Source organism: Pseudomonas sp. W2Aug9 (assembly GCF_023127755.1).
Taxonomy (GTDB): domain Bacteria; phylum Pseudomonadota; class Gammaproteobacteria; order Pseudomonadales; family Pseudomonadaceae; genus Aquipseudomonas; species Aquipseudomonas synxantha_A.
The window spans coordinates 50,344-63,776 of the sequence record NZ_SPKL01000036.1 but is presented as its reverse complement, the minus strand read 5'-3'; the positions used below and the strand labels follow the sequence as shown (position 1 = coordinate 63,776).

General features: G+C 59.1%; 18 protein-coding genes. 9 read left to right on the top strand and 9 right to left on the bottom strand.

The window, feature by feature from the left end:
* Positions 1 to 6: 6 nt before the first annotated feature.
* Positions 7 to 888, top strand: a complete 882-nt coding sequence (locus E3O56_RS23760; protein ID WP_032877130.1) for a LysR family transcriptional regulator — start codon at positions 7 to 9, stop codon at positions 886 to 888.
* On the opposite strand, the gene E3O56_RS23755 is transcribed toward E3O56_RS23760, so the two are convergent.
* Positions 878 to 1,627, bottom strand: a complete 750-nt coding sequence (locus tag E3O56_RS23755; RefSeq protein ID WP_032877131.1) for a sulfite exporter TauE/SafE family protein — start codon at positions 1,625 to 1,627, stop codon at positions 878 to 880. The two genes, E3O56_RS23760 and E3O56_RS23755, sit on opposite strands and share 11 nt — an antisense overlap.
* A 106-nt stretch (positions 1,628 to 1,733) precedes the next feature.
* Between E3O56_RS23755 and E3O56_RS23750 the strand changes: the two genes are divergently transcribed.
* The 3 genes from E3O56_RS23750 to E3O56_RS23740 all read left to right on the top strand — a co-directional run bounded on the left by E3O56_RS23750 (position 1,734) and on the right by E3O56_RS23740 (position 3,804).
* On the top strand, positions 1,734 to 2,684 hold the full coding sequence (locus tag E3O56_RS23750; protein WP_005786433.1) for a LysR family transcriptional regulator: 951 nt from the start codon (positions 1,734 to 1,736) through the stop codon (positions 2,682 to 2,684).
* A gap of 80 nt (positions 2,685 to 2,764) precedes the next feature.
* Entirely contained in the window at positions 2,765 to 3,217 is a 453-nt protein-coding gene (locus tag E3O56_RS23745; RefSeq protein ID WP_005786431.1) for a MarR family transcriptional regulator, read from the top strand.
* A 167-nt stretch (positions 3,218 to 3,384) separates the two neighbouring features.
* Positions 3,385 to 3,804: an organic hydroperoxide resistance protein gene (locus tag E3O56_RS23740; RefSeq protein WP_005786430.1), complete on the top strand. Its 420-nt coding sequence runs from the start codon at positions 3,385 to 3,387 to the stop codon at positions 3,802 to 3,804.
* 65 nt (positions 3,805 to 3,869) lie between these two features.
* Here E3O56_RS23740 and E3O56_RS23735 read toward each other — a convergent pair whose 3' ends face one another.
* On the bottom strand, positions 3,870 to 4,442 hold the full coding sequence (locus tag E3O56_RS23735; protein WP_003172723.1) for an elongation factor P: 573 nt from the start codon (positions 4,440 to 4,442) through the stop codon (positions 3,870 to 3,872).
* A gap of 49 nt (positions 4,443 to 4,491) precedes the next feature.
* A complete protein-coding gene (gene earP / locus E3O56_RS23730) occupies positions 4,492 to 5,625 on the bottom strand; it encodes an elongation factor P maturation arginine rhamnosyltransferase EarP (RefSeq protein WP_103735056.1) in 1,134 nt (377 codons plus the stop codon).
* Between the two features lie 132 nt (positions 5,626 to 5,757).
* On the opposite strand from earP, the gene E3O56_RS23725 reads away from it, so the two are divergent.
* Together E3O56_RS23725 and E3O56_RS23720 are read left to right on the top strand one after the other, a co-directional pair.
* Positions 5,758 to 6,126, top strand: a complete 369-nt coding sequence (locus E3O56_RS23725; RefSeq protein WP_005786426.1) for a hypothetical protein — start codon at positions 5,758 to 5,760, stop codon at positions 6,124 to 6,126.
* A 5-nt stretch (positions 6,127 to 6,131) separates the two neighbouring features.
* A complete protein-coding gene (locus E3O56_RS23720) occupies positions 6,132 to 6,614 on the top strand; it encodes a GreA/GreB family elongation factor (RefSeq protein ID WP_005786425.1) in 483 nt (160 codons plus the stop codon).
* A gap of 5 nt (positions 6,615 to 6,619) precedes the next feature.
* Here the strand turns inward: E3O56_RS23720 and cysB are convergent, their stop codons facing one another.
* The 5 genes from cysB to E3O56_RS23695 form a co-directional block, all read right to left on the bottom strand.
* Positions 6,620 to 7,594: an HTH-type transcriptional regulator CysB gene (gene cysB / locus E3O56_RS23715; RefSeq protein WP_005786423.1), complete on the bottom strand. Its 975-nt coding sequence runs from the start codon at positions 7,592 to 7,594 to the stop codon at positions 6,620 to 6,622.
* 103 nt (positions 7,595 to 7,697) lie between these two features.
* Positions 7,698 to 8,198, bottom strand: coding sequence for a universal stress protein (locus E3O56_RS23710; RefSeq protein ID WP_032877135.1), 501 nt, complete (start codon positions 8,196 to 8,198; stop codon positions 7,698 to 7,700).
* A 48-nt stretch (positions 8,199 to 8,246) separates the two neighbouring features.
* Entirely contained in the window at positions 8,247 to 9,164 is a 918-nt protein-coding gene (locus E3O56_RS23705; RefSeq protein ID WP_005786420.1) for a 5'-nucleotidase, read from the bottom strand.
* Between the two features lie 15 nt (positions 9,165 to 9,179).
* A complete protein-coding gene (locus E3O56_RS23700; RefSeq protein WP_103735055.1) occupies positions 9,180 to 10,142 on the bottom strand; it encodes a putative 2-dehydropantoate 2-reductase in 963 nt (320 codons plus the stop codon).
* Positions 10,139 to 10,525: a hypothetical protein gene (locus E3O56_RS23695; RefSeq protein ID WP_005786417.1), complete on the bottom strand. Its 387-nt coding sequence runs from the start codon at positions 10,523 to 10,525 to the stop codon at positions 10,139 to 10,141. Before E3O56_RS23695 ends, E3O56_RS23700 begins: the two co-directional genes overlap by 4 nt.
* On the opposite strand from E3O56_RS23695, the gene E3O56_RS23690 reads away from it, so the two are divergent.
* Positions 10,524 to 10,958 carry a pilus assembly protein PilZ gene (locus E3O56_RS23690; protein ID WP_078820697.1) on the top strand — a complete coding sequence of 145 codons (435 nt, stop codon included), beginning with the start codon at positions 10,524 to 10,526 and terminating at the stop codon, positions 10,956 to 10,958. The genes E3O56_RS23695 and E3O56_RS23690 overlap by 2 nt on opposite strands.
* Before the next feature lie 130 nt (positions 10,959 to 11,088).
* Entirely contained in the window at positions 11,089 to 12,165 is a 1,077-nt protein-coding gene (locus E3O56_RS23685) for a 3-deoxy-7-phosphoheptulonate synthase (RefSeq protein WP_228309578.1), read from the top strand.
* A 75-nt stretch (positions 12,166 to 12,240) separates the two neighbouring features.
* On the opposite strand, the gene E3O56_RS23680 is transcribed toward E3O56_RS23685, so the two are convergent.
* Positions 12,241 to 12,522 carry a GNAT family N-acetyltransferase gene (locus E3O56_RS23680; protein ID WP_003189869.1) on the bottom strand — a complete coding sequence of 94 codons (282 nt, stop codon included), beginning with the start codon at positions 12,520 to 12,522 and terminating at the stop codon, positions 12,241 to 12,243.
* A 613-nt stretch (positions 12,523 to 13,135) separates the two neighbouring features.
* Between E3O56_RS23680 and oprI the strand changes: the two genes are divergently transcribed.
* Positions 13,136 to 13,387, top strand: coding sequence for an outer membrane lipoprotei OprI (gene oprI / locus E3O56_RS23675; protein ID WP_003172710.1), 252 nt, complete (start codon positions 13,136 to 13,138; stop codon positions 13,385 to 13,387).
* Positions 13,388 to 13,433: the final 46 nt, after the last annotated feature.

The following is a 13,433-nucleotide window of genomic DNA, read 5'->3' as shown; positions in this document are numbered from 1 at the left end:
TTTCTTATGCAATACATCTCGGAGATTGATCCATTGTCCGGCTACCCGAGTATCGACACTGACGTGCTACGCACCTTCGTGGCCATTGCTGACCAAGGCGGCTTTACCCGCGCCGGTGAGTTGGTCAACCGCACTCAATCGGCGGTGAGCATGCAGATGAAACGCCTGGAGGAGGATGTGTTGCAGCGCAAGCTGTTCGAGCGTGATGGCCGACAGGTTCGCCTCACGCCCGAAGGCCAGGTGCTGCTGGGGTATGCGCGGCGCATCCTGAAACTGCACAGCGAGGTGTTCAATACCCTGCGCGAGCCACATATGGTGGGGCTGGTACGCATCGGCACGCCGGATGACTACGTCATGCGTTTTTTGCCGGGAATCCTGAAGCAGTTTTCCAAAGCTTACCCACTGATTCAGCTTGAGATGCACTGCGAGGCGTCGTCTGTATTGATGCAACGGCGGGACCTGGCGCTGACCGTCATCAGCCGCGAGCCTGGTAATGATATCGGTGAGTTGCTACGCACTGAACGCATGGTGTGGGCTGCGTCACCGTGCTTCTGTGCCGATGAGCACGATGCCCTGCCACTGGCGATTTCCGGCGATGACTGCCTGTACACCCATTGGGCACGCGCCGCACTGGATGCGGCCGGACGGGATTATCGCCTGGCCTATCACAGCTCCAACGGCGCGGCGATCCAGGCGGTGGTCAGTGCTGGCCTGGCGGCGATGGTCAGCATGGAAAGCCTGATCACCGACGACCTGCGAGTGCTTGGCAGCGAAGAAGGCTTTCCCCCGCTGCCGTCGATGAATCTGCGCTTGCTGCGCAACCCGCAGATGACGTCGCCGATCACGGAATGCCTGGCGGAGTACATCGTTGAAGGCTTCAAACTTTAAAGGTCAGCATCACCGCGCACACCACTAAAAAACCACAGAACAGGCCGCGCAACAGGCGCTCCGGCATGGCGTGCGCGACTTTCACACCCCAACTGATACTGAGCAGGCCACCTACCGCCAGTGGCAGGCCGATCATCCAGTCCACCTCGTGGTGCCAGGCATAAGTGACCAGGGTCACGCTGGTGCTGGGCAGCGCCAAGGCCAACGATAAGCCTTGGGCAACCACTTGGGTGGTGCCGAACACACTGGTGAGTACCGGCGTGGCGACCACCGCGCCACCCACGCCGAACAATCCGCCCATGGAGCCGGACGCCGCGCCCAATACCCCAAGCCACGGCCATGAATAGCGCATCTGCGCCGTGGGCGGCGCGTTGCGGGTGAACATGCGCAGCAGGTTGTAGGCCGACAGCGCCACCAGGAACGCAATAAAGCCGATACGCATTGCGCCCGCATCCAGCCCCACCGCCCAGATAGATCCCAGCCAGGCAAAGCAGAATCCCATCACGCCCAATGGCAAGGCGTGACGCAATTCGATGCGATTACGCTGGTGATAGCGCCACAGGGCAAGCATCACATTGGGCACCACCATGACCAAGGCGGTGCCCTGGGCGATCTGCTGATCCAGGCCGAACAGCACGCCCAGCACCGGGATAGCAATCAGCCCGCCGCCAATGCCAAACAGCCCACCCACCGTGCCCAGGGCCGCGCCCAATATCAGGTACATCACTAAATCCAACACCGTGCTACTCCGTCATCCCAAGCCTTGCATGCTACGCAGTCGGCTCTAGCGCGGAAACGCACAGCAACGCACAATGGCTATGCCAATCTCGCACAAGCGCTAGCCAATGAACCCCAATACCCTCACCGAACAACTGGGCCTGTTTCTGGACGTATTGGAAACCGGCAGCTTTTCCGCCGCCGCACGGCGCCATCCGCTGACGCCCTCCGCGGTGGCTAGGCGTATCGACAGCCTGGAAAGCTCAGTGGGCAGCCAGCTGTTCCAGCGCAGCACCCATGCGGTGCTGCCGACACCGGCGGGTTTGGCCTTTGCCGAACGGGCCCGGCGGATCGTCAGTGAGTTGCAACTGGCGCGGGCGGAAGCAGTGTCCCTGAGCCACGCGCCGGAAGGCTTGATCCGGGTGGATGCACCTGCGGCATTCGGTCGACGGCACCTGGCACCGGTGATTGCGGATTTTTTGAACGTGTACCCGGGCCTGGACGTGCACCTGCACCTGATCGACAGCTTTGTCGATATGCAGGGCGCACACCTGGGCAAGGTCGACCTGGTGCTGCGCGCCGGGCATATCGTAGACACGCGGTTGATCGCTACCCCGCTGGCGAGCATCGTGCGTATCGCCTGTGCCAGCCCGGCCTACTTGAAGAGCCGCGGCACACCGACCCATCCTCGAGAACTGAGCGAGCATGACGGCCTTGACTGGGATGGCCTGGCGCCGATGTTTGCCTGGCGCTTTGAGCATGACGGGCGCCGCACCACTTATCGTCCGCGGCGTATCCGCCTGAGCGCCAACAACGCTGAGGCCCTGCTCAGCGGTGCGCTGGCGGGGCTGGGCATCGCGCATTTGCCTACCTGGCTTGCCAGTGAATACCTGGTACGGGGTGAGCTGCTGCCGCTGTTTTGTGAAAACGGCCTGCCCAGCCCGGAGACCGCCGGCATTTATGCGCTGCGCCTGGAACAACAACCCAACGCCCGTAGCCGATTACTCCTTGAATACCTCAAGTCGCGCTTCAGCCCAGTGCCGCCTTGGGATTTGGCCTTGCAAAGCGGCCTGATCTGACCCGCCAGGCAAAATTACCTGGCGCATTAAAGATTTGCCCGCTAGATTCCAGCGCAGACACGCTTTTACGAGGCACCCCAATGAGTAAAAACCCTGATCCCTGCCAATCGCTGCTGCTGGACAATCAGCTGTGCTTCGCCTTGCATTCCACCTCGTTGCTGATGACAAAGGTGTACAAACCCTTGCTCCAGGCGCTCGGCCTGACCTACCCGCAGTACCTGGCCATGATGGTGCTGTGGGAAGAGGATGGTTTGACCGTCAGCGAAATCAGCAGCCGCCTGCTGACGGACCCCGGTTCACTCACGCCATTACTCAAACGCCTGGAAGCCGAGGGCCTGCTTAGCCGCACCCGTAGCCGCGAAGATGAGCGGGTGGTGGTGGTAGAGCTGACCGACGCCGGGCGTGCCTTGCAGGGCAAGGCCAAGGATGTGCCCCAATGCATCCTGGGCGCCAGCGGGATGCAGCTTGCGCAATTGCGCAAGCTGCAGGCCGACCTGATCGCGTTGCGCGGCAATCTGCAAAGCGCTATTTAGAAAACAGCAAATCACTTGAATGTGGGAGGGGCGGTGCGCCCTTCCACATTAAATTTCAGCAAGTCAAAAACATTTATCTTGCGCGCAAAACATTAGCGCTATACATTGGCCCTACCAACTACTTAGCGCGCAAATATTTAGCGCTAACAATCAAAGAGGAACGCCCCATGCAAACGCTCTATACCGCTGTAGCCACCGCCACTGGCGGCCGTGATGGTCGCGCTGTTTCCAGCGATAACATCCTCGACGTCAAACTCTCCACCCCCAAGGAACTGGGCGGTGCTGGTGGCCAGGCTACCAACCCGGAGCAACTGTTCGCCGCGGGCTACTCCGCTTGCTTTATCGGGGCGCTGAAATTTGTCGCCAGCCAGACCAAACGCAAAATCCCGGATGACGCCTCTATCACCGCCCACGTTGGCATCGGTCAGATCCCCGGCGGTTTCGGCCTGGACATCGACCTGCACGTCAGCCTGCCGGGCCTGGCCCAGGAGGATGCGCAAAGCCTGGTCGACGCCGCCCACCAGGTATGCCCTTATTCCAACGCCACCCGTGGCAACGTGGATGTGCGCTTGCATGTAACAGTCTGATAAACAGACGCCCACAAAAAAGCCCGACACCAGGTCGGGCTTTTTGCGTACCGCCGGGGCCAGAATTACTTCTTGGCGCGACCTTTGTACGAACCACCTTCGCGGGTGTCGATCTCGATCAGGTCGTCGATTTCGATGAAATCGGCCACTTGCAGTTCGGTACCGTTGCTCAGCTTGGCAGGCTTCATCACCTTGCCCGAAGTGTCGCCGCGAGCGGAACCTTCGGTGTAGGCAACCTTACGCACGATGGTAGTCGGCAGCTCTACGGACACCAGGCGCTCTTCGAAGAAAATCGCTTCGCAGACGTCTTCCATGCCTTCTTCGATGAACGGCAGAACGGCTTCGATATCTTCAGCGTTCAGCTCGTACATGGTGTAGTCGGTGGTGTCCATGAACGTGTAGGTGTCGCCGCTGATGAAGGACAGGGTCGCTTCCTTGCGGTCGAGGATCACGTCGTCCAGTTTGTCGTCAGCGCTGTAGACGATCTCGGTCTTGTAACCGGTCAGCAGGTTCTTCAGCTTGGTCTTCATGATTGCGCTGTTACGACCAGACTTGGTGAACTCAGCTTTCTGAACCAGCCAAGGGTCGTTTTCGAGACGGATCACTGTACCGGGTTTCAGTTCTTTACCAGTTTTCATTGCATATATCCGAAATTTGGATGGGATTTACAAAAATCAAGGTGGCGTATCATATCCAACTTTCATAAAACTGTACCAGCGCCGTCGCAAGATCGGCCTGCAAGCCTTGTTCCAGACACCAGTTCTGCGCGTGCTCATTCACCTCGGGCCAGTGTTCCAGCAGCATTTTCCAGGACTGTGCCATGTCGCCATCAGCGTTCCAGGCTTGCCAAAGCGCAAAGACAGCCGCTTTGGCGGCAGGCGAGAGTGCAGCGGTGTACAACTCAAGGAAGGCATCCAGTTTGTCCAGGTGGATGTCTTCATCCTGGCGGTAGATATGCCACAGCAACGGCCTCCCCGCCCATTGGGCGCGCACGAAGGAATCCTCACCGCGCACGGCGTTGAACTCGCAACACCACAGCAAATGGTCATATTGCTCCTGGCGCATGAATGCAATGACCTGCACCGTCAGCGCCCCGCGTACCTGGATGTCTCCCGCCGACAGGCTGGTCACGCCCAACCAGCGTTGCACATCCCCCAGAATTCGCCCTTCCGGCACCAGCAAGTGAGTGGCACGCCCATCCTTGGCGAGCACGTCCAGCCAACCGGCCAGCCCAGGATTCTCATAGGCAAACAATGAGATCAATCGTGCCCCGCCCACAGGAGACACGCCCAGGCTCTGCAGGAATTGTCGTTGCGCAACGTCATCCTGCTGAAAAGCCTGGCGTCGCTCCACCAACCCGGCTTCACGCAGCAAACCACCGGTACCAGGACGAAAGCCGGGGAAGAAAAAGTACTTCTGCACCCCCTTGAACTTCACCGAAGGCAGGCGATGACAACCCACCACCCAGTCTTCTGCGCTGAGGTAATCCAGGTTCATCCACAACGGCGGGCGCTCACGCTCGGCCATGCGCTCCATGTAGTGCGGCGGCAGCTGGCAGGCGAATGCAGCAATCACCACATCGGCCGACTGCGCGCCCGGCCACTCGGCCGGCCAGTGCCGCACCTCTACGCCCTCTTGCCATTGCTGGTCCATCTGCACATCAATGTGCGGGCACATGCGCTCGAACGCCCGCAGGTCATCGACCCACAAGCGCACCTCACAACCATGCTCCGCCACCAACTGTCGGGCCAGGCGCCAGGTCACGCCGATGTCGCCGTAGTTGTCGACGACGCTGCAAAAAATATCCCAGCGGGCTTTCATTCCGGGCTCCATCGTCCAAAGGCTCGATTGTCCGCATAAATGCGCTGATGCAGAAGGCTTGATCGCGATTATTCTGCACGGCGGCTGTGCGACAATCGGCACCACGCCGTCAATGTCTGCAAGGAGGCCATCATGTCCGACCGTCAGCTGTCACTGTTCAAGCTGTGCATCGCCATTGCCGCAGGCGTGTGGCTGGGGTTTATCGCCATTGCGCTGACCGCCTGGCTGGCAACTCGCTATCTGTTTCCCCAAAGCCTGGCACCCGTGGCCCAGGCGGTTCAGCAGTTGGGCGAGCCGGCCGCAGTTGTGCCGCAGCCACCGAACCGCATGTTCGAACAGTATCAACAAAACCTGCAAAAGCAGGAACAACAACAGGCCCTGGACCAGGCCCGCAGTAATGCGCGCAACCTGTCCAACCCCAAATGCCAGTTCTGGCTGCAACAGGACCAGAACGCCCCCAGTGAAAAGACTCGGGCCAATGTCCTGCAATTTTGCGATTGAAGACCATGAATAAACACGCCGTCCTCCAGTTGATCCTGGAAAAACTCACCGCCGACCTCGATATTGCCCAACGCGCCGCGCAGACTGCCTACGAAACCGCGACCCACGAAGAAAACATCGCCGAGAACAAATACGACACCCTGGGGTTGGAGGCGTCATACCTGGCGGCCGGGCAGGCCAAGCGGGTCGAGGAGATCAAGCAATCGCTGACGCTGTGCCAGAACCTTCAGTTGCGAGGGTACGATGAACAACGCGGGATAGAAGTCGGGGCGCTGTTGGGCCTGGAAGACGAGAACGGTCGCCAGCAATGGCTATTTTTGGCGCCGGATGCGGCAGGGTTGAAAGTCGATGTGGTCGGGCAACCGGTGACCGTCATCACCCCGCGCTCGCCCCTGGGCAAAAGCCTGCTCGGCAAGTTTGAAGGCGATGAGGTAGAAATTCTGGTGGCAGGCGCCCGGCAACACTTTATGGTTACCGAGGCCCGATAAATCACTCAGTGGACGGGCAATTCAACGCCGTCGAACAAATCTTCCAGCTCTTGCTTGTTGTGGCACTGGATCGCCTTGGCCATGACTTCGCGGGTCAGATGCGGTGCGAATTTCTCGATGAAATCGCACATGAACCCCCGCAGGAAGGTGCCGCGACGGAAGCCGATCTTGGTCACGCTCGACTCGAACAATTCGCTGGCATCCAGCACCACCAGGTCTTTGTCGAGGTTGGTGTCGACCGCCATCTTGGCGACGATCCCGACGCCCAGGCCCAGGCGAACATAGGTTTTGATCACGTCGGCATCCGCCGCGGTGAACACCACTTTTGGCGTCAGACCACGATGACTGAACGCTTCGTCGAGCTTCGAACGACCGGTAAACCCAAATACATAAGTCACAATCGGGTATTCGGCCAGGGCTTCCAGCGTCAGCTTCGGCAGCTTGGCCAAGGGGTGCCCCTGGGGCACGACCACGCAGCGGTTCCAGCGGTAGCACGGCATCATCACCAGGTCGCCGAACAGCTCCAGGGCCTCGGTGGCGATGGCAAAATCGACGGTGCCATCAGCGGCCATCTCGGCGATCTGCATCGGTGAGCCCTGGTGCATGTGCAGGGCTACGTCTGGGTATTGCTTGATGAAATCGCGAATCACCGGCGGCAATGCATAACGCGCCTGGGTGTGGGTGGTGGCGATCGACAGGGTGCCCTTCTTTTCGTTGGAGAATTCCTGGGCGATCTGCTTGATGCTCTCGACTTTACGCAAGATCTCGCCAGCGGTGGTGATGATCCGCTCGCCAGCCGGGGTGACGCGGGTCAGGTGCTTGCCACTGCGAGCGAACACTTCGACGCCCAACTCGTCTTCGAGCAGGCGGATCTGCTTGCTGATACCGGGTTGCGAGGTGTAAAGGCTTTGAGCGGTAGCGGAAACGTTGAGGTCGTGGTGCGCCACTTCCCAGATGTAGCGCAGTTGTTGAAGCTTCATATCAATCCCTCAAAGCAGATAGACGCCACGGGTATCAGCGACGATATATAACTATATTAAAGGTTAGACAGATAAATCTAGAACTTTTTATCGTTTTTACCGATCAGCTATCTTCGCTGCGTCTACGCTGCAGCGACGGCACCAGATAAACCGGCACCGGAGACAGCTGCAACACGCGAGCAGCGGTGCGCCCCAAGGGCACGGCCACGCCGGTTGCCTGGCTATGACTCCCTACGATCAGCAAGTCGACGGAAAGTTTTCGCAGTTGGTCGAGAATCACCTCGCAGGTATCCCCTTGGATCACCCTGACCGAACGAATCAATTGCAGGTCCTGCTCCCCTTCTCCCAACTCATCGCGAAAGCCGTCCAATACGCGCTGTTCGATGGTCGCCATGACCGTGCTCACCCCCTGGCTCTGCCACTCGCTCAGCGCCTTCTCATCAAGGTAGCTCTGTAATACTGATTCGGCGAACAACCCGATGGGCTCGACCACATGGATCACATACAGGTCAGCCTTGAACGTTCGCGCCAGCGCCAGCGCATGTTGCATCACGTACGGCGCATACAAACCCAGGTCCGTGGCATACAACATCGAACGAATCATAGAACCTCCTGGACTGCCAGGATGGCGGAGATTGAATGAGCTTAGCAGCTAGCTCTCGGTCTGGATTCTCAACTCGTTACTGATGCCATGGGGCACATGCCCGGTGGCCACCACCTCCCTGGCTTTCTCGCAATGCCCGGCCTGGTCATCAAAAAATACATCGGCCGCAAAGGCCTCCAGGAAGGCGGATTTTTCCAGCCCCCCGAGAAACAGCGACTCGTCCAGGCGGATATCCCACTCACGCAGCGTACGAATTACACGCTCATGGGACGGCGCCGAACGTGCAGTGACCAGCGCCGTGCGGATCGGGCAGGCGTCATCGGCAAACTCGCGCTGCAACAGGTTGAGCGCCGCCAGGAAGCCTTTGAACGGGCCGCCGTGCAACGGCTGGCGCGCCGACTCCCGCTCACTGGCCTGAAAGGCTTCCAGCCCGCCAGCCTGGTAGACACGCTCGGACTCGTCGGAGAACAACACTGCGTCGCCGTCGAATGCGATGCGCAGTTCTTCGCTCGAAGCCCGACGCGCACCGCCCGACAGAATCGTCGCCGCGGCAAAACCGGCATCCAGGGCGCTGCGCACATCTTCAGCATGGGTGGAGAGAAACAGATGACAACCGAAGGCCGCCAAATAAGGATAAGGACTACGCCCGCCGACGAAAGCGGCGCGCGAAATGTCCAGGCCGTAATGCTGGATCGAGTTGAACACCCGCAACCCGGTATCGGCACTGTTGCGCGACACCAGTACCACCTCAACCCGCGCACGGCCCAAGCTGGCATTCAGGCTCAGCAGTTTTTTGACCAGCGGGAAGGCATCGCCGGGCTCGAGGGTTTCTTCCTCGTGTTCGATCTGGTATTTGCGGTAAGCCTCAACACCTTCAGCCAGGTAGACCTTGTGACTGTCACTGAGGTCGAACAGCGCCCGCGAGGAAATCGCCAGCACCAGCTTGTCACCTAACCCCTTTGCCATGGTGTCTCCCCCCAATCAGCGATTGTGCCGATCAATAAAACTCAAGGCCTGGAACAGCGCCTGCATACGCGGCAGCTCGCAACCGGCCGCCCTCGCAGCGGCCAGGGGCCGGGCGTAGATCGCCGCCAATTCCAATGGGCGCTTATGCACGTGATCGTGATACATGCTGGGCAAGTAATCGTCCATGGTTTCGGTCATGGCAAACATCTGCCCTGCGTAGCTGACGGGAATTTCATGGCCGCAGGCACGGGCGCCTTGCACCACTTCGGCCATCAAGGCCTGGATCAATTCGCGGCTGGACTCATCCGCCATCATGGCCTTGGTTCCCGTGCCCAGCAACACAGACAGGCCGTTATACGGCACGTTCCACACCAGTTTATGCCAGCGCGCCTGATGCACGTTGGCCATGGCCTGGGACTCGATGCCGGCCCGGTGAAACAGCCCCGCGCCTTCTTCGACAATTGCCTTTTGCTGCGCCTCATCGTTGGCAGCCGTACCGCTGTGATACCCCAGGTTGACCCGGCCCAGTGCCTGATGCTCGACCACACCCGGAGCGGACCGGTACACGCCGATGTAGCACAGCCCGCCGAGCAGGTGCAGCGACGCTGGCAAATGTTCACGCAGACTGTCCTCCACATCGAGGCCGTTTTGCAGCAGCACCACCTTGGCATCCGGCGCCGCGACCTGGGCGATAGTAGGCGCCAGGTCCACGTTGCCGGTGGATTTGGTGCCCACCAACAGCCAGTCGCATGAAGGCATGTCGGCGGCGCAGGCATAGGCCTGAACCGGATGCAGGTGCAACGGGCCATGCACCGTGCTGTTGACATGCAGGCCCTGTTGACTGACCGCTGCATATTCGCTGCGCAACAGGAAATGCACGTCGAAGCCAGCACGCGCCAGCATCAAGCCGTAGTAACCACCAATGGCACCCGTGCCAATAATGCCAATGCGTGGCGACGGGGATGAAAGGGCTGTCATGGCAAATCCTCTGGTGTGCGTGTGAGCGCCTGGTTTACACATTTGGCGAGGTCGGATGCCGTAAGCCGTGTCTGTAATTGCCCGAGGAACTGACCCTCGCACACCAGGAACAACGCCGGCAAATGAAAGATCTGGTAGCGTTCGACTGCACCGCCATTGTGCCCGGCATCAACCCAGCACACGCGGTCCACCGGCAGCGGCCAGCTCGGCAGTTGCTGGCGTGCCCAACGGCAACTGGAGCAGCCGACACTGGTAAACACTACCAGCGAAATACCTGGCAATCCCAGCAATTGCTGGTCAATATCCAGGTCGGTCAATTCCAGTTCCTTCACTATACTGCTGCCACTGCCGTCAACCGGACGGCGCTCGGAGTCCGTGTACATGGGTCGTTTTTTACCTCACCCTGATGATGTCGCTGTCGAGTTGATCCAACGTCCCTCTCCTGCCCTGCCCCGTCAACGCCTGCACACTATCGGCCGCGGCGGCGTCGCCTGCAATTGGCCGCGAGCCTGGCGCCCAGGCACGGCGGTCGACCTGCATATCCCCTCCCTGGGGCCCAGCGCCCGTTATCCGGGCTATGTAGCCTGGTGCCGCAAAGGCGAAAACGCTTATCGCGTCGGTATTTGCTTTACCGATGAGCACGCCTTGTTCGGTGCCCGAATGGGCGAGCAAGTGTGCCAGATCGAACGTTACTGTCGCCTGCACGAAAACACCGAGCCAACACCTGCGCAACTGGAAGCCATGGCCCGTGACTGGGTGTCGCGCCACGCCGCCGAGTTCTCCAATGAGGCCGTTGTGCAATCGGCGCTGGATTAAACCGGGCTTTGCCCATTGTCGCGGGCCCGTGTTACGCGCTAAGGTTCCTCCCCCCTGCATTCAAATCATGCTGTGCCCGCCGCACGGGGATGGCTGGCGGCCGGCACCCGTGACCCTGGCGAGTAACACGATGGCTGATTTACCGATCAATGACCTTAACGTCGAATCCAACGAGACCCTGATCACACCCGATCAGCTCAAGCGCGAAATCCCCCTGAGCGACGCTGCCCTGCAGACCGTCACCAAGGGTCGCGAAGTCATCCGTGACATTCTCGATGGCACCGACCACCGTCTTTTCGTGGTGATCGGGCCTTGCTCGATCCACGACCTCAAGGCTGCCCACGAATACGCCGAGCGTCTCAAGGTGCTGGCCGCGGAAGTGTCCGACACCCTGTATCTGGTGATGCGCGTCTATTTCGAGAAACCGCGTACCACCGTCGGCTGGAAAGGCTTGATCAACGACCCGTACCTGGACGACTCGTTCAAGATCCAGGACGGCTTGCACATCGGGCGCAAACTGTTGCTGGACCTGGCTGAAATGGGCCTGCCCACTGCCACCGAAGCGCTGGACCCGATCTCCCCGCAGTATCTGCAGGACCTGATCAGCTGGTCGGCCATTGGCGCACGCACCACCGAATCCCAGACCCACCGCGAAATGGCGTCCGGCCTGTCTTCGGCCGTAGGCTTCAAGAATGGTACCGACGGCGGTCTGACCGTGGCGATCAATGCCTTGCAATCGGTCTCCAGCCCTCACCGTTTCCTGGGTATCAACCAGGAAGGTGGCGTCTCCATCGTCACCACCAAGGGCAACGCCTACGGTCACGTAGTGCTGCGCGGTGGCAACGGCAAGCCCAACTACGATTCGGTCAGTGTCGCACTGTGCGAACAGGCGCTGAACAAAGCCAGGATCAAGCCAAACATCATGGTTGACTGCAGCCACGCCAACTCCAACAAGGACCCGGCCTTGCAGCCACTGGTGATGGAAAACGTCGCCAACCAGATCCTGGAAGGCAACCAGTCGATCATCGGCTTGATGGTCGAAAGCCATTTGAACTGGGGTTGCCAGGCAATTCCAAAGGATCTGGCCGATTTGCAGTACGGCGTGTCGATTACCGATGCCTGCATCGACTGGGCGGCTACCGAAAACACCCTGCGCAGCATGCACGCCAAGCTCAAGGACGTGTTGCCCAAGCGCAAACGCAGCTGAACCACGCATTTTTCTGGATCAGACGCACACAAAAACGCCGGGCTAAGCCCGGCGTTTTTATTGGCAGCTGGTCAGTTACAGCTTTGCGGCATGGCGCTGGTGGCGCTCCATGTAGCGTTCGACATACGAGCACGACGGGATCACCGTGTAGCCGGCCTCTTCGGCAAACTTCAAGGCTTCTTCTGTCAACGCGGCGGCAATGCCTCGTCCGCGCAGCGCGTTGGGCACGAACGTGCGATAGATATCCAGCGTCTGCTTCCCGAGGTCCATATAGGTCAGATAGGCACGATGACCGTCCACATTGGTCTCGAACTGATGACCAGCCTGGTCATGGTGGATGGACAACGCCTCGCTCATCACTACTCCTCGCGGGTCTTGAATATTGACCCTACCTTACCGATGTTTTTCCGGCGAAGGAACATCTACGCCACCCCGTGCCGGTTTCGACAACGAGAAAACCCTGAGCGCTCACAGCCAGCACGTAGGGAATAGTAGGCACCAATCCTGCAATTGCTCAAGGCGCACTCATCATTCCCTGCCCCGGCTGGATATATAGAAAGGGCCTCGATCAACCGTTGACCGATAGCCTGAACATTGCCGGCAGTTGAAGCTTGAGACGAACTGCCGCTCTTTAAGTCACCTCTAGATGCGCAAAAGATGCCAGCCGGAGTAAAGCCGATGGCAACGAAAGTGCCCGCTTCGATATATAAATTTTCATCTGTTTACAAGGCTTAACACATGCGGGCCGGCCCTTTCAGCCTGGATCCAATGTCGATCGAGATGAAAAAAATTGGACAGTTTTCATACAAACCTTCAAAAGGTTAGCCAAAATAGATTCGGCACAGGAATTTTTTTTGCTTCTTGCGCAACGTCAGTTTACTTACTACAAGTAATGGGTAGTATGTACGCCGGCTATTAGCTCACTCTGAGCAAGTAGCCATCTAATTGAAAGTCCTTGAAGGGGAACACGATGAACAACGTTCTGAAATTCTCTGCTCTGGCTCTGGCCGCAGTTCTGGCTACCGGTTGCAGCAGCGTCTCCAAAGAAACCGAAGCTCGTCTGACTGCAACTGAAGACGCAGCAGCTCGCTCCCAGGCTCGTGCAGACGAAGCCTACCGTAAAGCTGATGAAGCTCTGGCTGCTGCTCAAAAAGCACAACAGACTGCTGACGAAGCTAACGAGCGCGCTCTGCGCATGCTTGAGAAAGCAAGCCGCAAGTAATAATCCTTCGGGGTTGTTATCAAGCCGATCCATTTATGGGTCGGCT